Source organism: Roseinatronobacter sp. S2 (assembly GCF_029581395.1).
Taxonomy (GTDB): Bacteria; Pseudomonadota; Alphaproteobacteria; order Rhodobacterales; family Rhodobacteraceae; genus Roseinatronobacter.
The window spans coordinates 1,940,501-1,958,356 of record NZ_CP121113.1; the positions used below are offsets into that span (position 1 = coordinate 1,940,501).

Genomic DNA, 17,856 nt, shown 5'->3' on the forward strand with positions numbered 1-17,856 from the left:
GAAAGAAATCCCGAACATGACCGATTACACGCTTGCTAAGATTGCTGCCCGCTTTGCCCGTCAAGACGACGGACCGGACAGTGTTCGTCCGTGTCGACTGGGAACAGGACCGCCCGCGCAGCGAACGCGCTGCATCTGATTGGCGAAGGGCCGAAGTCCGAGATTGCCCGATTCACACTGCCCGCCTCAGGCCTGATTGCTGAAATCCTTCCTCTGTTTGAGAAAGGCGGAACCCCGTGGGCATCCTCAATCTGTTCCGTCGCACCTCAGAGACGCCTATGTCTATTCGCAGCTATGATGCTGCCACGGCATCACATAGCCGCTTCAACGCGGGGCAGAACCGATTTTCCAGCTACGGCCGGGAAACCATCGCGGCAAACCCTTCGATTAGGAGTCGCGCCTGATATGCAGCCGAAAACAATGCACTTGCGATATCAGCCGTTGCAGCTTGGGTCAACGCGACCGTTGGCGCGGGTCTGTTTCGACCAGCCAGCACAGCGACCCCGACACCCGCAAGGCTTTGGACGCCTACTTTGCCACATGGGCGAAACGGGCAGACGCGAGCGGGCGGGGCGACTTCTGGGCGCAGCAGTCCGCTATCATGAAGTTTCGGATTGACGGCGAAGCCTTTGCCATGTGGCGCGGTGATAAGCTGCTGCAACTTCCTCCAGAACTGATTGCCGACCTGACAACTGACAGCATTGCCGCAGGCGTAGAGCTGAATGACGACGGGGCGACGATTGCCTACCACGTCCACCCGACCCACCCGGAAGCCATACAGGCCACCTACGCGCCGCCCGTGCGGATAGACGCTGGCGAGATGATGCACGTCTTCGAACCCGCTGGACCGGGGGCGGTGCGCGGTGTCAGCATCCACCTGCTGATGCGACATGCCGTCGATCTGGGCTGACGTAGCGGGTCACTTCGGCTAGTGATCTATGGCCCGAGATAGCCGTAATCTGGTGAGGGGTGCAGTTCGCTTCTGCCAGTCTGTGGCAGGTCAATTTCCGCAGCCCGTGAGGCGACAGCCCATCAGGAAGAGCCCTTTTCTCCACGCCATTTTCTTCCATTGTCACTTCCTGCACCATATCCTTGGACCAGTTTGTGAATCCTGCCGGGGTAAAAAGTCGCCCCTGCGCGGTGATCAGAAATGTCAGGTTATCGCATGGCAGCGAGTCAATAATTGTCTTCAGTCCGCTGTACAGTGGAATATGCACGTCTTGTCCGGTCTTTTGCTGCGTGATGAAAAGAATGCCATTGCGGATATGTTGCCGTCCCATGCGCACACCGCGCGTGGGGTCGTCGTTACACCGTCGCGGCTGGACGCAGAGACCTCGCTGCGCAGGCAATGCTTGTCCTCGACAAGACCAAGATCAAGACCAGAACTTAAAGTGGCTAACCTGAGAAAAGGGTAGCCAAAATCGCCCTGTAATTGGTTGTTAAAAAAGAAAATTCTAGAGAAAATGGCGGATGGGGTGGGATTCGAACCCACGGTACGGTTTCCCGTACGCTGGTTTTCAAGACCAGAGCCTTAAACCACTCGGCCACCCATCCGGTGCGTGCTTCGTATATTCAGACATGATGAAGTGCAAGATATCCTGAGCGCGATTTTTCGTTTCTGTGGGCATTGGTTCCGCAGCTCTTTCGGGGCGGGTGTGCGCTCATCCGCCGGATCTGGGCTGTGGGCGCGATTGCCCCTGCTCGGGATCGCAGACAACATTAAACCTATAATCGTTCCAGATATTGATTTGCATCAAGGCCGCGTCGGCGCATTTGCGCGATGATGCCATCGACACGCGAAATTTTAGCAGGGTATTGCCCCGAAGAATGGAGGATCAGATGACCCCTAAACTGTTGCTGCGCACAGGTGCAACGGCGATCATACTGGCAATGGGCGCGTCTGCGTTGCATGCAGATGATGTTGCCGAATATATGGATTTCTTCGAGCCGCTGCCTGCGCTGCCGCCGATTCCTGCCAATAACTCGCTGACAGCTGAAAAGATCGAGCTTGGCAAGATGCTGTTCTTTGAACCGCGGATTTCCGGCTCTGGCGTGATCAGCTGTGCGACGTGCCACAACCCTGCACTGGGCTGGTCGGACCGTATTCCCACGGCTGTGGGCCATGACGGGCAGGTGGGCAATCGCAACACGCCGACCGTGTTGAATTCGGGCTTTCTGGGGTCGCAATTCTGGGACGGGCGCGAGCCTGATCTGGAAGGGCAGGCGCTTGGACCGATCGAGGCTGAAATCGAAATGAACATGGATCTGGAAGCCGCCATCCGGCGTCTGAAGGAATTTGACATCTATCATGAGCATTTCGCAGCGGCCTTTCCGGGTGAGGAAGATCCGATCCGCGCTGAAAACATTGCGTTCGCAATTGCCAGTTTTGAACGGACGCTGAACACGCCGAATTCCCCATTCGACCGCTATCTGCGCGGGGATGTGGGCGCGATGACCGGTCAGCAGGTCGATGGGATGAAACTGTTTGTCGATGCAGGTTGCGTGGCGTGCCACAATGGCCCTGCGCTGACCGACAGCAATTTCCACCGTTTTGAACTGCCGGGGTCCACCGATGAAGGGCGCTTCATTGTGACCGGCGACGAGTTTGACATGTTTGCGTTCCGCACGCCGACGCTGCGCAATGTGGCTGTGACCTATCCGTATTTCAACAACGGCTCTGTCGACAATCTGCGTGACGCGGTGCAGCTGATGGGTCAGCAAATGCTGGGCCAGGACTTCGAGACCGAAGAACTGGACAGCCTTGTAGCCTTCATGCATGCGCTGACTGGCGAAATGCCTGCATTGGAAATTCCCGCGCTGCCGTAAGCGGTCGCCGGATAAAATGCAAAACGCCCGCCATAATCCGGCGGGCGTTTTACTTTACTTGGAAGCACCTGTTACAGGCTTGCGTCCAGCGCCTGAATGATGGCGTCGCCCATGCCCGCAGTGGTGACCGCAACCCCGCCTTCCGGCCCCATCAGGTCTGCGGTGCGCACACCATCGGCCAGAACCTGCTGGATTGCCGCTTCCAGACGCGCGGCTTCATCGCCTTGATCAAAGCTGTAGCGCAGTGCCATAGCAAAACTCAGGATACACGCAATCGGGTTTGCCTTGGCTTGTCCCGCAATATCGGGGGCAGACCCATGAACCGGTTCATACAGCGCTTTGGGGCGGCCATTGGCCGTGGGTGCGCCAAGGCTGGCAGAGGGCAACATGCCAAGGCTGCCGGTCAGCATGGCCGCGCAATCCGACAGCAGGTCGCCGAACAGGTTGTCGGTCACGATGACATCGAATTGCTTGGGCCAGCGCACAAGCTGCATCGCGCCATTATCGGCATACATATGCGACAGCTCGACCTCGGGGTAATCCTTGGCAACTTCACTCACCACCTCGCGCCACAGAATGCCCGATTCCATGACATTGGCTTTTTCCATGGAGCACAGTTTCTTGCCCCGGCGCATGGCCAGTTCAAAGGCCGATTTCGCAACGCGCGCAATTTCGGATTCGGTGTAGCGCTGGGTATTGACGCCGACACGTTCATTGCCTTCCTCGAAAATGCCGCGCGGTTCGCCAAAATACACACCCGATGTCAGTTCGCGCACGATCATGATATCAAGGCCCGCGACGACATCTTTTTTCAACGACGAGAAATCGGCCAGCGCGTCAAAGCATTGCGCGGGGCGCAGGTTTGAAAACAGGTCCATTTCCTTGCGCAGGCGCAACAGCCCGCGTTCGGGTTTCACGCTGAAATCAAGATTGTCATATTTTGGCCCGCCGACAGCCCCCAAAAGCACGGCATCCACGGCCAGTGCGCGCGCCATGGTGTCATCATGCAGCGGTGTGCCATGGGCGTCATAGGCCGCCCCGCCGACCAGATCTTCGGATACGTCAAAGGCCAGTCCGCGTTTGGCACCGAACCAGTCGATGATCTTGCGCACTTCGGCCATGACTTCGGGACCGATGCCGTCGCCGGGCAGGATAAGCAGGGAAGGGTTGGACATGTCAGCTCCTCTTGCAGGTTTGGCTTTCGCTACCGTCAAGCATGGGGCAGGTCAAGGTGACGCGGCCTTTACTTTGGTCAAAGGCGCGGATGTGTTATGATGCACGACCCACGCAACCTATGGAGGGACGCATGACACGACACCTGATTGACACCCCGCGCCACGGTGCGGACAAATCGCTTCTGGCGCGTTTTATCCGCATTGCCCGTATGCAGGGCATGCACCAGTCCAAAGATGCGGTTGCGCGCCGCACGCCAATGCGCGGGCTTGCACGCGTGGCGGCCTATAGCCGCATTGCACGCGGCAGGGTGGTTTAAGCGCAAGTCGGGTTGATTTGGGTTTGGAAACGCCGACTGCGCGCCCCAAGGCGCGGAGCAAAGGGCGAAGCCCGCCGCGCCATCGGCGGGCCGTCCTGTGGCCTGCCTATTTCGCCTGCGATGCGCCAAGCTATTGATGTCAGGAATATGCAGCCTGCATAAACTGCATTCCTCAAATGTCGGATCGGCAGTTCCCGGCCCACCGATGGCGCGGGTTTTGTGCGCTGCACCCCGATCTGACCCTGCGAGCACTTGGATAGCCTGCATATGCGCGCACCCAAAGCGGCCTTCATCTTCGGCCGAAATATGCTAGACCCGCTGCCATAGCTTTATGCAGGGCGCGCGGGGCAGGTCATGAGTGCAGTTCAGTTCGATGCCATTGTTATTGGCCGCAACGAAGGCGACCGGCTGGTGCGGGCGCTGGCGCGCGCCGCCAGCCATGCCCGTCGCGTAGTCTATGTTGACAGCGGGTCCGTGGATGACAGTGTCGCACGCGCGCGCGCGGCTGGCGCGCAGGTGGTGGAGCTTGACCCCGCGCGCCCTTTCAGTGCCGCGCGGGCGCGCAACGAAGGCTTTGCTGCATTGGGGGCGGACCGCGCCGAATTTGTGCATTTCATCGATGGCGATTGCATCCTTGCGCCCGACTGGCCGGCACAGGCGCTGGCGTTCTTGCAAGCCCACAGCCAAGCAGCGCTGGTGCATGGGTATCACATTGAGGACGCGCCGGACGCATCAATCTATAACTGGCTGACCGATCAGGAATGGAAAATGGCCCCCGGTCCGGCTGCCAGCGGGCTTGGCACTTTCATGGGGCGCAGTGCGGCCTTCGCCGCGGTCGGGGGCTTTCGCGATGGCATGATTGCCGCCGAAGATGATGACCTGTTTTTGCGCCTGCGTGCGGCGGGCTGGCAGACATGGTGTGTCGCTGATCCGATGTCGGGTCATGATGTGGGGCTGTTCAGTTTCAACGGTTGGTTCCGCCGCATGATCCGCGCAGGGCACAGTTTTTCCGAACTGGGTGTATTGCACCCCGGCACTGCGCGCGCATCGCGGCTGCGTGCGGTGGTCTGGGCGGGCGTGTTGCCGGTGCTGGCGCTGCTGGGCCTGTGGGTCTGGCTGCCGCTGACTGCGCTGGTGATTGCCCTTTACGCGCTGTCGCTGGCGCGGCTTTGGCGACGATGCATCACGCAAGGGCTGTCGCCTGACCGCGCTGTCATTGCGGCGGCGTTGTTGATGATCTGCAAATTCGCCAATCTTTACGGCATGGTCACCTATTGGGTCCGCAGATTTCGCCGCAGTGACGCCAGAATTATTGAATACAAGTAACCCGCAGGCGCAGAATCAGCGGATAGGACAGGGGGCAGAATGCCACAGCGGGAATTGACAGTCGGTCTGGTGGGCGCAGGCTATATTGCACAATGGCATGCGACTGTGCTGGCGCAGGTTCCGGGCGTGCGGCTTGTCGCGGTGTGTGACCCCGCCGTAACCGCCGCGCAGGGCCTTGCGCAGGCGCATGGCGCGCAGGGGTTTGACAGCCTTGATGCGATGATGGCCGCGTGCGGCTGCGATGCGGTGCATATTCTGACCCCGCCGCATCTGCATGAGCCGCTGGCGTTGCAAGCGCTTGCGCTTGGCGCGCATGTGCTGGTTGAAAAACCCTTTGCCCTGTCTGTCAAATCCGCGCGCGCAATGGTGGATGCGGCCCTTGCGGCAGACCGCAAGATTGCCGTCAATCACAACTTTCTGGGCCTGCCGTCTTATCGCCGGTTGCGGGATGCACTGGATCAAGGGCTGATCGGGCGGGTGGATCAGGCGCGCATTCACTGGCATTTCCCCCTGCAGCCCTTGCGCACGGGGCCTTTCGGGCTGTGGATGCTGCAAAACCCTGAAAACCTGATGCTGGAACTGGGGCCGCATCTGCATGCGTTTGCCCATGATCTGTTTGGCCCGATAGATGATATCGCGCTGCGCCTGTCGCGACCTGTCACTTTGCCCACGGGCGTGGTGGTGCCACAGGGCTGGTGCGTTCAGGGCCGCGCTGCGGGAACGGAAATCACCCTGTCTGCGTCACTGGTGGAAGGGGCGGATGACCGGTCATTGTCCTTGCGCGGCGCGGCAGGCGCGGCGCGTCTGGATTTCGCCAATGACACGCTGATTATCGATCGTGCAAACACATCCGACATTGTGCTGAACCCGCTGCGTGCCGAATTTGCGCGCGCAGGCGCACATCTGCGCGAAGGGCTGCGCAATGCCGCAATTCAGGCGCGGTCGCTGAACCGCCGCCAACCCTATGCACAGGGGTTTGAAGGGGCTTTTACAGCTTTCTATGATGCGATTTCACGCGGCCTGCCTGTGCCTGCTGCATTCAGCGGCGACAGTGCTGTGGCCGTCATGCAAGATATTGCGCAGGTCACAGCGCAACTGCCCGCAAAAGCCCCCGCCACAGCGCCGCGCCCTGCATCCGTCCCTGACACCAGACCAGAGGTTCTGGTTATTGGCGGCACGGGGTTTCTGGGCCGCGAACTGGTGGCCCAGCTTGCCGCACAAGGCAAACGCGTGGGCGTTCTTAGCCGTGCGCGCGCCAACCCTTTTGCAGGGCTGGACGGTCAGGTGCAGATGGTGGCGGCATCGGTTCACGACAAGGACGCGCTGCAACAGGCCATGACCGGGGTGGACTGCGTCTATCACCTTGCGCGTGCCGAAGAAGCCACATGGGACGGCTATCTGAAAAATGATGTCGGCGTCACCGAAAATCTGGCCCGCGCAGCGCTTGGCGCAGGGGTGACGCGTTTTGTCTATACGGGCACCATCGCGTCTTATGACGCATCCCGCCCCGGCCGCACTATTACCGAGGACACTGATTTCGGCGATATGTCGCGCCGCAATCTTTATGCGCGTTCCAAGGCGCTGTGCGAAGCGCGGCTTCTGGCATTACACCACAGCGACGGTTTGCCGCTGGTGATTGCGCGCCCGGGCATTGTGGTGGGGCCGGGCGGGCCGTTACAGCATTGGGGCATTGGCCGCTGGCACGGGGCAGGGGCCGTGCGGATCTGGGGCGATGGGCGCAACAAGCTGCCTTTCGTGCTGAATGAAGATGTGGCGCGCGCGCTGGTTCTGATGGCGCAAAAGGACGGGGTTACGGGGCAGTCCTTCAACCTTGTCGGCCCGCCGCTGCTGTCTGCGCAGGACTGGTTTGATGCGATCGCCACCCATACCGGCACGCGGATTGCTGTATCGAAGGGAAATCTGGCGCTGTTCTGGGGTATGGATTGGGTGAAATACGCGCTGAAACGCTATGCGCTGAAGCGCAAGGGGCTGGAACGTCCGCTATTGTCAGACTGGCGCTCGCGCGCGCATCTGTCGCCTTTTGACAACGCCCGCGCCCGTCAGGTTCTGGGCTGGGTGCCCGAAGCCGACCGAAGCGCGTTCATCGCCAAGGCACTGGACCCGAAAGCGCTGTTCGGGTTCTGACGCGCGGGGTGGACAGCACGCGCCCGACTGGCGTCGCAAGGCAGATGCAGCGCCTAGCCGAATGCGTCGGGTTCAGACGCCTTGCGCTGGTCGATATAGGCCTGAACAGCCTCTGCAATGGCGGGGTCAAGGGCGGGTTGCTGATAATCGCCCAGCATTTTCGACACACGCACACTGGCCAGCGCCTGTGTGTCGCGCGCGCCTTCTTCGTCCCATGTCTCGAAGGGTTTGTAATCCAGCATATCGGACCGCCAGAATGCGGATTTGAAATTTTCCTGCGTATGCGCGCATCCCAGAAAATGCCCGCCCGGACCCACCTCGCGCAGCGCATCCATGGCTTGCCCGTTTTCGGACATGTCGATACCGCGTGCCAGATGGTGCAGCGCGCCTAACTGGTCGGCATCCATGACAAATTTCTCATAGGATGACACCAGCCCGCCTTCCAGCCAGCCGCAGGCATGCAGCATGAAATTCACGCCCGCCAGCAGGGCCATATTCAGGCTGTTGGCGGTTTCATAGGCGGCCTGCGCATCGGGCAGTTTCGATCCGCAAAACGACCCGCCCGACCGGTAGGGCAACCCCAGCCGCCGCGCCAGTTGTCCCGCGCCATAGGTGATCAGCGCGGCTTCTGGCGTGCCAAAGGTGGGCGCGCCGGAATTCATGTCGATGGATGTGACAAACGCACCAAAAATCACCGGCGCACCGGGGCGCACAAGCTGGCTATAGGCCACGCCCGCCAGCACTTCGGCCAGCACCTGTGTCAGCGTGCCTGCCACAGTGGTGGGCGCCATTGCGCCGCCCACAATGAAGGGCGAAATGATGCAGGCCTGATTGGACTGCGCATAGATTTCCAGCGCGCCCATCATCACGGAATCAAATGTCAGCGGGCTGTTGATATTGATCAGCGATGTCATGACCGTGTTCTGGTCCACGAAATCGCCCCCGAACAGCAATTTTGCCATTTCAACGGAATCGGCCGCGCGCACAGGTTCCGTGACCGACCCCATGAAGGGCTTGTCGGAATACAGCATATGCGCCTGCAACATATCCAGATGGCGCTTGTTCACGGCAATATCGGTGGGTTCGCACACGGTGCCGCCGGAATGGTGCAGCCATTTGGACATATAGCCCAGCTTCACGAAATTGCGGAAATCTTCCATCGTGGCATAACGACGCCCGCTGGCTGCATCGCGCACGAAGGGCGGGCCATAGACAGGGGCCAGCACCAGATTGCGCCCGCCGATTTCGACATTGCGTTCGGGGTTGCGCGCGTGTTGCGTGAACGTCGCGGGCGCAGTGGCGCATAGCTGGCGGGCCAGCCCGCGCGGAATGCGCACACGTTCGCCGGTGACATCCGCACCGGCATTACGCCAGCGGTCCAGCGCTTCGGGGTTGTCCACGAAATTAACGCCGATTTCAGCCAGCACGGTTTCTGCATTAGCCTCGATAATGGCCAGCGCTTCTTCGTTCAGCACATCAAGGTTCGGGATGTTCCGGCTGATATAGCGCGCGGTTTCAACGCTGACTGCGCTGCGTGCCGCGCGGCGTGCAGCGCCGCCACCCCCGCGCCCGCGCCGCGCCGCTTGTTCTGCTGCTTGTGTCATGGTTCCGGCACCCCTTGCCATATGTGGTCGTTGCGCCGCGCAGATCCAGCGGCCCAAACGGACCAGTGGCGCGCAACGCCTGTTCATGACGCCTTGATACTGCCCTTCGCGCGGTGCCAATCGCCGGTTTGCGGCGCAATAGGGTGCAAAGCGACATCGCACTGCCGCGCTTGTCTGGACAGCGCGGGTGCAAAGGGTTAAGTGCGAATATAAGACCTTGGGTCAAAGGCCGCAGGAGGAATTGCCCACACCCCGATGCCGTGGATCACGCCCGTGCAGAATTAGGCCTACACGCCTGATTTGCCTTGATCTGTGCCATCTTCCCACCATATCAAACCCACTCGCCAGGATCGGCGTGGATTGTGACCGGAGCCTTGCCATGCTGGATATGCCTGCCATTCGTCAGGATTTGAACGCGATTTATGATCTGGCGCCAAACCCCGAACTGGCGGCCAGCATGGGGGCGGAATACGCACGCATGCAGCGCGTGGTGTCGCCTGTGGACTGGGCCATTCATGCCCCCTATGTGGCCGCGATCAACACGCTGAAAAAACAGCGCAATGCCGCCATTCTGGCGCATAATTACATGACGCCGGAAATCTTTCACGGGGTCGCCGATGTGGTGGGCGACAGCCTGCAACTGGCGATCGAGGCCACACGCACCAGCGCAGATGTGATCGTGCAATGCGGCGTGCATTTCATGGCGGAAACATCGAAAATCCTGAATCCCGCCAAAACGGTGCTGATGCCCGATATGGGCGCGGGCTGTTCGCTGGCCGAAAGCATTACCGCCGATGGTGTGGCGCAAATGCGCGCCCGCTACCCCGGTGCGCCGGTGGTGACCTATGTGAACACCACTGCCGAAGTGAAGGCCGCGTCCGATATTTGCTGCACATCGTCCAATGCCGTGCAGATCATCCGCGCGCTGGATGCCGACACCATCATCATGACGCCGGACAAATATCTGGCGCAGAATGTGGCGGCACAAGTGCCCGAAAAACGCATTGTGTGGTGGGACGGGTCATGCATCGTACATGAACAATATACCGCGCAGGATATTCGCGACTTCCGCGACTGGAACCCCGGCACGCGTATTATTGCCCACCCCGAATGCCCCCCCGATGTTGTGGCAGAGGCCGATTTTTCAGGATCGACATCCGGCATTCTGGACTATGTGGATCGTGAACGCCCCGAACGCGCCATGCTGGTGACGGAATGTTCCATGGCGTCCAACATCTCGGATGCGCATCCGGATGTGGAATTCATTGGCCCATGCAACATGTGTCCCTATATGAAGATGATCACGCTGGAAAAAGTGCTGTGGTCGCTGCACACCATGACCACAGCGGTTGAAGTTGACCCTGCGGTTGCAGACAAGGCCCGTCTGGCCGTTCAGCGCATGATCGACCTTTCCGCGAAAAAGGCCTGACCGAATGCTGCGCACCAACCGCGTGGTTGTCATTGGCGCGGGGCTTGGGGGGCTGTATGCAGCCCTGTCGCTGGCCCCGCACCCTGTGCTGGTCATTTCACCCGAAGCCTTGGGCGAAGGGGCATCTTCGGCTTGGGCGCAAGGCGGGGTTGCGGCGGCAATGGCCGCGCATGACAGCCCCGAAGCCCATGCCAGCGACACGCTTGCGGCGGGCGCGGGCACAGTGGATGCAGATGTGGCCAGCATGGTCACCAAGGCCGCGCGCGACCATATTCTGGACCTAGCGGCGCGCGGCACGCCCTTTGACCGCGACGCAGACGGGCAGTTCCAGCTGAACCACGAAGCCGCGCATTCCACGGCGCGGGTGGTGCGCGTCAAGGGCGATCAGGCCGGCAAGAAAATCATGGAAACCCTGATCACCACAGTGCGGGCAACCCCGTCGGTGCAGGTCATGGAAGGTGTCGTCGCGCAGGCACTGGAGGTCGAGGGCGGGCGCGTCACCGGCATATGGCTGGCCCGCGCGGCGGGCGGGTCAGAACCGGTGCTTCTGCGCGCACCTGCGGTGTTGCTGGCAGGGGGCGGATCGGGCGGGTTATATGCGCTGACCACCAACCCGCCGCGCATTCGCGGGCAGGTCATGGGGCTTGCCGCGCGCGCGGGCGCGATGATGGCCGATATGGAATTCATCCAGTTTCACCCCACCGCAATGGATCTGGGACTGGACCCCGCGCCACTGGCGACCGAAGCGCTGCGCGGGGCAGGGGCGCGACTGGTCAATGCGGCAGGGGCGCATTTTATGGATGATCTGCACCCGCAGGCCGATCTTGCGCCGCGCGATATTGTGGCGCGTGCGGTATTTGCGCAGACGCAGGCCGGACTGCGCCCCATGCTGGACATGCGCGCGGTCATCGGCGCGGATCTGGCCGCGCGCTATCCTGCGGTTCATGACGCCTGCATGCGCGCGGGGCTGGACCCTGCGGCAGTGCCGGTGCCTGTTGCGGCGGCCGCACATTACCATATGGGCGGGGTCGCCACTGACCGGCAGGGGCGCTCAAGTCTGGCGGGGCTTTGGGTGTGCGGCGAAGCGGCCTCAACCGGCTTGCACGGGGCGAACCGGCTTGCCTCTAACGGGGTGTTGGAGGCACTGGTTTTCGCGCGTGCGGCTGCTGCTGATATGGCGCAGGCGCTGGATGGCCGTGCCGATGCGCCGGTGGTAGCGCTGGAGTTTCCCGCAGGGGGCGTGGCGCTGGACAGCGATGCGGTGATGCAGTTGCGCCAGATCATGAGTGCGCATGTCGGCGTGCGGCGCACAGCGCAGGGGCTGACGCGGGCGCTGGCACAGATTGCAGAACTGGAAAGCGCGCATGCTGAAAACCTGGATTTCAGGAATATGTGCGTCACAGCGACCCTGATTGCCGCATCGGCCCTTGCGCGGGCCGAAAGCCGTGGTGCACATTGGCGCGATGATTTCCCGCAATCCGACCCTGCGCAAGCCAGCCGCAGTTTCATGACATTGACACAAGCGCAGTCCTTGCGCGCCACGGCACAGACGGAGCATTCATGACCACCTATCCCCCATTGCCCGATGTGCTGCTGGAACCGCTGGTGCGCGCGGCCCTGATCGAAGATCTTGGCCCCAATGGCGACGTGACCACGCGCGCGGTCATCCCCGCAGATGCGCAGTATTGCGCAGCACTCAATGCGCGCGATGCGGGCGTCGTGTCGGGGGTGCAGCTGGCCTGTATCGCATTTCGTCTGGTTGACCCTGCCTTGAAGATTGACGTTCTGGCCGCTGACGGCGCGCAGGTTACGGCAGGGCAGACCGTCATGACAATCGAAGGGGCTGCCAGTTCCATCCTGTCGGCGGAACGGGTGGCATTGAATTTTGCAGGCCGCCTGTCGGGAATAGCCACCCTGACGGCGGCATTCGTGGCGCAAGCGACTGGCACGCAGGCGCGCATCACCTGCACGCGCAAGACAACACCGGGGCTGCGTGTGGTCGAAAAACAGGCGGTGTTGCACGGGGGCGGGTCGGCGCATCGTTTTGGCCTGTCTGATGCGATCCTGATCAAGGACAACCACATTGCGGCGGCGGGCGGCATTGTCCCTGTTTTGCGCGCAGCGCGCGCGCGCGCCAGCCATATGATGCGCATTGAAATCGAAGTGGACAGGCTGGAGCAGCTGCGCGAGGTGCTGGACACGGGCGGCGCCGATGTTGTGCTGCTGGACAATATGGACACCGAAACGCTGGCCCGCGCGGTCGCCATGGCGGCGGGGCATGTGGTGACCGAAGCGTCGGGGAATATGCGGCTGGAACGGATTGCAGACGTGGCCGCAACCGGTGTTGATTATATTTCCGTGGGCGCGTTGACGCATTCCGCGCGGGTTCTGGATCTGGGACTGGATTTTTAGGGCGGTGTCGCGCAAGCGGCATTCTGCCCGCAGCGCCGTCACGCCCCACCCGCCCACCCATGCGCGCCGCCGCCGCGGGCAGACTGCCGCTTGTGTGATGGCCGCGCGGGTTGAACCCGTGTCGTGTGCAGGGTAGATCAGCAGCCAGAGGTGGCACGCAATGACAACGATAAGAAAGCAGGCGTTGGCAGCAGGGTTGGTCCTTTGTGCAGGGGCACAGGTGGCGCAGTCGCACCCGCATATCTTTGTCGATGCGCAACTGGAGGTGCTTTTCGATGCCGAGGGTGCCCCGCAAGCGTTGCGTATTTTCTGGACCTATGACCCGTTCTTTTCGATGCTTCTGGTCAGTGACATGGGGCTTGACCCGGATTTCAGCGGAACCGTGACGCCAGACGAGCAGCCGCTTCTGGACGGGTTCGACATGAACTGGATACCTGATTACCACGGTGATACCCATGTGACACAGAACGGCCAGTCCCTGCCGTTAAGCGGGCCGGTGGAATGGACATCCGATTATGTGGACGGGCATCTGCAATCGTCGCATCTGCGTGAATTTCAGCAACTGCCCGATCCGGCAGCGGAATGGACCGTGTCGATCCATGATCCAAGCTATTACACCAGCTATACCATCACCGATATGCCGCAGATCACCGGCCGGGATGATTGCAGCGCCCGAATATTCGAACCGGACTGGGACGCGGCAGGCGCGCAGCTGGATGCCGCACTGGACGAAGTGCTGGCCTCTGGCGGGGATATAGAGGCCGAATTTCCGCCCGTCGGTGCCCTGTTCTCGGAGGAGGTTCGCATCATATGCGCACAGCCATCGTAAGCGTTTCGGCCCTTGTTGCGATTGCGCTGCTAGGCCTGTGGGCGGCTGGCGGGCTGGACGGGCTGGGCGATTGGGCGCAGGCGGCGCAGCGCAGTTTTCAGGCACAGCTTGCAGGCGGATTGCGCGCGTTGCATGCAGGCCAGCCCGGCGCCCTGCTGGCATTGTGGGGGATGTGCTTTGCCTACGGGTTTGTCCATGCAGTCGGGCCGGGGCATGGGAAGTTCCTGTTGGGCGCATATGGCGCGGGCACGCAAGTGCCGCTGCGCCGGTTGATGGGCGTGGGGCTTGCGGCATCGCTGGCGCAGGGGATCTGCGCCATTTTTCTGGTGTATGGTGGTGTGCTGATCTTCAACGCCTCGCGCGCAGGTATGCAACATGCCGGTGATGTCTGGCTGGATCAGGCCAGCCTTGTGGCGATTGCGGCGGTCGGGCTGTGGCTGTCATGGCGCGGTGCGCGCCGCCTGAATGTGCAGCGGCGTGCCCAGTCTGCTGCGGCCCATGCGCACGGCCATACCCATGCGCATACGCACGGCCATACCCATGAAACCCATACCCATGATCATGACGGCGCATGCGAAAGCTGCGGGCACCGCCACGGGCCAACTGTATCGGAAGTGGCGCAACTGCATGACTGGCGCGACACCATCGCGCTGATCGGCGCGATTGCCATTCGTCCCTGCACGGGCGCATTGTTTCTGCTGATTCTGACATGGCGCATGGGTCTGGTCTGGCAGGGCATTGCAGGGGCACTGATCATGGCGCTTGGCACCGCGTCGGTGACAATGGCAGTCGCCGCGCTGGCGGTCATGGCGCGCGAGGGCGCGTTGGGATGGGCACAGCGCATGGGGCGGCTGACAGGCATTATGCCGGTGTTCGAGGTGGTGGCGGGGCTGATCATCGTGATTTTGGCGCTGAACATGTTAAAAATATTCTGACCCCCCTTGCCGTTGGTATTGCTGCGCGCGTAAAGCGTGAAACATGACAGTGCGAACACACCCATTCGGAAAAAATTTGCGGGCGGTGCTGGCCCTTGGGCTGCCTTTGGCGGGCAGCCATCTGGCGCAATTCCTGCTGGCGGTCACAGATACCATCATGCTGGGCTGGTATGGTGTGCTGGACCTGGCAGCCGGCGTCATTGGGGCTGCGCTGTTTTTCACCGTGTTCATTTTCGGCACAGGCTTCGCCAACGCGGTCATGCCCATGGTGGCCACGGCGGCCGCATCTGATGATGATACCATGGTGCGGCGCAGCACGCGCATGGGGCTGTGGCTGTCCATTGCATTCGGGATCGCGGTTCTGCCGTTCTTCTGGTTTTCAGGTGCGTTTCTGACGCTGGCACAACAACCCGTCGATGTCGTGCCGTTGGCAGAAGTGTATCTGCGTATTATCGGCCTGTCGCTGGTTCCTGCGCTGGCGGTGATGGTCCTGAAAAACTACCTTGCGGCGCTTGGACGCACACAGATCGCATTGTTGCTGACACTGGGCGCTGTGGTGTTGAATATCGGGCTGAACTGGATTTTGATATTCGGCAATCTGGGTGCGCCGGAACTTGGGGTGCGGGGCGCGGCGCTGGCATCCATCGCGGTGCAGATTGCCACGGTTCTGGGGCTGGCGCTTTATTGCGCGTTGTTGCCGTCCCTGCGGCGCTATGCGCTGTTCCAGCGCTTCTGGCGGCCCGATTGGGTGGCGATGGGGCTTGTCTGGCGGTTGGGCTGGCCGATCGGCGTGGCGCTGGTTGCGGAAACTGCGCTGTTTTCAGCGGCCGCCATCATGGTGGGCTGGATTGGCACGCATGAGCTGGCAGCCCACGGCATTGCGCTGGAGATCACGGCGCTGTTGTTCATGGTGCATCTGGGCTTTTCCAATGCGGGCACTGTGCTGGTGGGACGGGCGCGGGGGCGGCAGGACCAACAAGCGCTGCGTGGTGTCGCGCGGGCGGCCACATTCGTGTCGATCAGTTTCGCGCTGGCCACGATGGTGGTGTATATTGGCTTTGGCCCACAGCTTGTGGGGGTTTTTCTTGGCCCCGATGAACCGGCACGCGACACGATCATTGCTATTGGTGCGTCATTTCTGGTGATTGCTGCGTTCTTTCAGCTGGCAGATGGCGCGCAGGTCATGGGAATGGGGTTGTTGCGGGGTGTGCAGGATACGCGCGTTCCGATGTGGATTGCGGCGTTCAGCTATTGGGGGCTGGGCCTGCCTGTGGCCTATGTGTTCGGTATCCGGCTGGGCTGGGGCGGTGAAGGTATCTGGGCCGGTCTTGCCGTGGGGCTGAGTGCGGCGGCACTGGCGCTGATGTGGCGATTCTGGCGCGGGCCGGGGCGGAGTGCTGCCAAACCTTGGGCGGTGGTCAGGTAGCGGTCACGGTCTGTTCAAGTCACGCCGAATCCGAGATCGACAAACCCGCCATTCTGAAGGCATATTCTAGCGCCCCAGTTCCCTGATGCCGCGGGTGATGCCGTCAAGCGTCATGGGCACCATGCGCCCTTCGAATATCTGCTCGATCATGCCAATGGACTGGGTGTGGCGCCAATGCTGTTCCTGTGTCGGGTTGATCCACAGGGTGTCCGGCCATTGGGCGCGCGCGCGGTTCAGCCAGACCTGACCCGATTCCTCGTTCCAATGCTCATTCGCGCCGCCCTGATAGACTATTTCATAGGGCGACATGGCCGCGTCACCCACGAATATGCATTTCCAGTCGCTGCCATAGCTGCGCAGTAAATCCCATGTCGCAATGCGGTCCGTCCAGCGCCGTGTGTTGTCGCGCCAGACAAATTCATACAGGCAGTTGTGGAAGTAGTAATGCTCCAGATGCTTGAATTCGGCCCGTGCGGCGCTGAACAATTCTTCGACCGCGCGCACATGATCATCCATAGATCCGCCAATATCCAGCAAAAGCAAAAGTTTAACGGCGTTTCTTCGTTCAGGGCGCGTCTTGACATCCAGCCAGCCCTGTTCGGCGGTGGCGCGGATTGTTCCATCCAGATCAAGTTCGTCGGCGGCCCCGTCGCGCGCCCATTTGCGCAGCCGTTTCAGCGCTACCTTGATGTTGCGCGTGCCCAGTTCCACGTTGTCATCAAGGTTGCGGAATTCGCGTTTGTCCCAGACCTTGACCGCCCGCCTGTGGCGTGATGCATCCTGACCGATGCGCACGCCTTCGGGGTTATAGCCATACGCCCCGAAGGGCGATGTTCCCGCCGTGCCTATCCACTTGCTGCCCCCCTGATGGCGGTCTTTCTGATCTTTCAGCCGCTGCTTCAGGGTGTCCATCAGTTTGTCGAAGCCGCCAAGCGCCTCGATCTGCGCGCGTTCTTCAGCGCTCAGGTGTTTTTCGGCATGTTTTTCCAGCCAGTCGCGTGGCAGGTTGACGGCTTCCAGCACGTGATCAAGGGAAATCCCCTCCACGCCCTTGAAGGTGGCGCTGAAGGCGCGGTCAAAGCGGTCCAGATGGCGCTCATCCTTCACCATGGCCACGCGCGCCAGATAATAGAACCCCTTGACATCATAGGTCGCAAGACCCGCCTGCACCCCTTCCAGAAAGGTCAGAAATTCGCGCAGGGATACTGGCACGCCATGGTCACGCAGGTTCTGGAAAAAGGGCAAAAACATGGGGTTACAACAGTTTCTCAAGTCCGATCGTGGCAAACAAGCCCAAAAGCGCGCCGATAATCGCGCCCACAGCGGCATATTGCGCCTTGTCCAGCCGGTTGCCGCCGCGTTTATGTGCGCTGCGCAGGCCCAGTGCCGCGCCTGCTATCAGTCCGAAAATCACGATCATTTATGGTGTTCC

The 17,856-nt window shown here is 61.2% G+C and carries 16 protein-coding genes and 1 tRNA gene; 11 read left to right on the forward strand and 6 right to left on the reverse strand.

The features are described 5' to 3' along the window. The first annotated feature begins 448 nt into the window (after positions 1–448). Positions 449–910, forward strand: a complete 462-nt coding sequence (locus P8S53_RS09230) for a phage portal protein (protein WP_277803673.1) — start codon at positions 449–451, stop codon at positions 908–910. Here P8S53_RS09230 and P8S53_RS21430 read toward each other — a convergent pair. Together P8S53_RS21430 and P8S53_RS09235 are read right to left on the reverse strand one after the other, a co-directional pair. Then, entirely contained in the window at positions 867–1,280 is a 414-nt protein-coding gene (locus P8S53_RS21430; protein ID WP_373418495.1) for a tyrosine-type recombinase/integrase, read from the reverse strand. The two genes, P8S53_RS09230 and P8S53_RS21430, sit on opposite strands and share 44 nt — an antisense overlap. 184 nt (positions 1,281–1,464) lie before the next feature. Then, a tRNA-Ser gene (locus P8S53_RS09235) sits at positions 1,465–1,554 on the reverse strand. A gap of 285 nt (positions 1,555–1,839) precedes the next feature. On the opposite strand from P8S53_RS09235, the gene P8S53_RS09240 reads away from it, so the two are divergent. Then, positions 1,840–2,826 (forward strand): cytochrome-c peroxidase, encoded by a 987-nt coding sequence (locus P8S53_RS09240; RefSeq protein ID WP_277803674.1) that lies wholly within the window; start codon positions 1,840–1,842, stop codon positions 2,824–2,826. Positions 2,827–2,897: 71 nt separating this feature from the next. Here P8S53_RS09240 and leuB read toward each other — a convergent pair whose 3' ends face one another. Then, positions 2,898–4,001 carry a 3-isopropylmalate dehydrogenase gene (gene leuB / locus P8S53_RS09245; RefSeq protein ID WP_277803675.1) on the reverse strand — a complete coding sequence of 368 codons (1,104 nt, stop codon included), beginning with the start codon at positions 3,999–4,001 and terminating at the stop codon, positions 2,898–2,900. A gap of 131 nt (positions 4,002–4,132) precedes the next feature. Here leuB and P8S53_RS09250 point away from each other — a divergent pair, with 131 nt between their 5' ends. From P8S53_RS09250 to P8S53_RS09260, 3 genes are all read left to right on the forward strand, one after another. Further along, positions 4,133–4,318, forward strand: coding sequence for a hypothetical protein (locus P8S53_RS09250; RefSeq protein WP_277803676.1), 186 nt, complete (start codon positions 4,133–4,135; stop codon positions 4,316–4,318). Between the two features lie 354 nt (positions 4,319–4,672). After that, on the forward strand, positions 4,673–5,644 hold the full coding sequence (locus tag P8S53_RS09255) for a glycosyltransferase family 2 protein (protein WP_277803677.1): 972 nt from the start codon (positions 4,673–4,675) through the stop codon (positions 5,642–5,644). 39 nt (positions 5,645–5,683) lie between these two features. Next, positions 5,684–7,789: an NAD-dependent epimerase/dehydratase family protein gene (locus tag P8S53_RS09260; RefSeq protein ID WP_277803678.1), complete on the forward strand. Its 2,106-nt coding sequence runs from the start codon at positions 5,684–5,686 to the stop codon at positions 7,787–7,789. Between the two features lie 53 nt (positions 7,790–7,842). Here P8S53_RS09260 and P8S53_RS09265 read toward each other — a convergent pair whose 3' ends face one another. Then, positions 7,843–9,393: a trimethylamine methyltransferase family protein gene (locus P8S53_RS09265; protein WP_277803679.1), complete on the reverse strand. Its 1,551-nt coding sequence runs from the start codon at positions 9,391–9,393 to the stop codon at positions 7,843–7,845. Positions 9,394–9,772: 379 nt separating this feature from the next. Here P8S53_RS09265 and nadA point away from each other — a divergent pair, with 379 nt between their 5' ends. The 6 genes from nadA (at position 9,773) to P8S53_RS09295 (ending at position 16,424) form a co-directional block, all read left to right on the forward strand. Further along, a complete protein-coding gene (gene nadA, locus P8S53_RS09270; RefSeq protein ID WP_277803680.1) occupies positions 9,773–10,822 on the forward strand; it encodes a quinolinate synthase NadA in 1,050 nt (349 codons plus the stop codon). 4 nt (positions 10,823–10,826) lie between these two features. Further along, positions 10,827–12,386: an L-aspartate oxidase gene (locus tag P8S53_RS09275; RefSeq protein WP_277803681.1), complete on the forward strand. Its 1,560-nt coding sequence runs from the start codon at positions 10,827–10,829 to the stop codon at positions 12,384–12,386. Beyond that, entirely contained in the window at positions 12,383–13,234 is an 852-nt protein-coding gene (nadC, locus tag P8S53_RS09280; protein ID WP_277803682.1) for a carboxylating nicotinate-nucleotide diphosphorylase, read from the forward strand. The genes P8S53_RS09275 and nadC overlap by 4 nt, the downstream gene beginning before the upstream one ends. A gap of 160 nt (positions 13,235–13,394) precedes the next feature. Next, positions 13,395–14,063, forward strand: a complete 669-nt coding sequence (locus tag P8S53_RS09285) for a DUF1007 family protein (RefSeq protein WP_277803683.1) — start codon at positions 13,395–13,397, stop codon at positions 14,061–14,063. Further along, a complete protein-coding gene (locus P8S53_RS09290; RefSeq protein WP_277803684.1) occupies positions 14,045–14,998 on the forward strand; it encodes a nickel/cobalt transporter in 954 nt (317 codons plus the stop codon). Before P8S53_RS09285 ends, P8S53_RS09290 begins: the two co-directional genes overlap by 19 nt. A 43-nt stretch (positions 14,999–15,041) precedes the next feature. Continuing rightward, entirely contained in the window at positions 15,042–16,424 is a 1,383-nt protein-coding gene (locus tag P8S53_RS09295) for an MATE family efflux transporter (RefSeq protein WP_277803685.1), read from the forward strand. A 66-nt stretch (positions 16,425–16,490) separates the two neighbouring features. Here the strand turns inward: P8S53_RS09295 and P8S53_RS09300 are convergent, their stop codons facing one another. Together P8S53_RS09300 and P8S53_RS09305 are read right to left on the reverse strand one after the other, a co-directional pair. Beyond that, positions 16,491–17,675, reverse strand: coding sequence for a VWA domain-containing protein (locus P8S53_RS09300; protein WP_277803686.1), 1,185 nt, complete (start codon positions 17,673–17,675; stop codon positions 16,491–16,493). A gap of 4 nt (positions 17,676–17,679) precedes the next feature. Next, entirely contained in the window at positions 17,680–17,844 is a 165-nt protein-coding gene (locus P8S53_RS09305; protein ID WP_277803687.1) for a hypothetical protein, read from the reverse strand. Positions 17,845–17,856: the final 12 nt, after the last annotated feature.

Coding starts and splice junctions, on each gene's coding strand:
- P8S53_RS09290 (WP_277803684.1), top strand. CDS start 14,045: ATGCGCACAGCCATCGTAAGCGTTTCGGCCCTTGTTGCGATTGCGCTG.
- nadC (WP_277803682.1), top strand. CDS start 12,383: ATGACCACCTATCCCCCATTGCCCGATGTGCTGCTGGAACCGCTGGTG.
- P8S53_RS09265 (WP_277803679.1), bottom strand. CDS start 9,393: ATGACACAAGCAGCAGAACAAGCGGCGCGGCGCGGGCGCGGGGGTGGC.
- P8S53_RS09260 (WP_277803678.1), top strand. CDS start 5,684: ATGCCACAGCGGGAATTGACAGTCGGTCTGGTGGGCGCAGGCTATATT.
- P8S53_RS09285 (WP_277803683.1), top strand. CDS start 13,395: ATGACAACGATAAGAAAGCAGGCGTTGGCAGCAGGGTTGGTCCTTTGT.
- P8S53_RS09275 (WP_277803681.1), top strand. CDS start 10,827: ATGCTGCGCACCAACCGCGTGGTTGTCATTGGCGCGGGGCTTGGGGGG.
- leuB (WP_277803675.1), bottom strand. CDS start 4,001: ATGTCCAACCCTTCCCTGCTTATCCTGCCCGGCGACGGCATCGGTCCC.
- P8S53_RS09255 (WP_277803677.1), top strand. CDS start 4,673: ATGAGTGCAGTTCAGTTCGATGCCATTGTTATTGGCCGCAACGAAGGC.
- P8S53_RS09305 (WP_277803687.1), bottom strand. CDS start 17,844: ATGATCGTGATTTTCGGACTGATAGCAGGCGCGGCACTGGGCCTGCGC.
- P8S53_RS09240 (WP_277803674.1), top strand. CDS start 1,840: ATGACCCCTAAACTGTTGCTGCGCACAGGTGCAACGGCGATCATACTG.
- P8S53_RS09250 (WP_277803676.1), top strand. CDS start 4,133: ATGACACGACACCTGATTGACACCCCGCGCCACGGTGCGGACAAATCG.
- P8S53_RS09300 (WP_277803686.1), bottom strand. CDS start 17,675: ATGTTTTTGCCCTTTTTCCAGAACCTGCGTGACCATGGCGTGCCAGTA.
- P8S53_RS09295 (WP_277803685.1), top strand. CDS start 15,042: ATGACAGTGCGAACACACCCATTCGGAAAAAATTTGCGGGCGGTGCTG.
- P8S53_RS21430 (WP_373418495.1), bottom strand. CDS start 1,280: ATGGGACGGCAACATATCCGCAATGGCATTCTTTTCATCACGCAGCAA.
- nadA (WP_277803680.1), top strand. CDS start 9,773: ATGCTGGATATGCCTGCCATTCGTCAGGATTTGAACGCGATTTATGAT.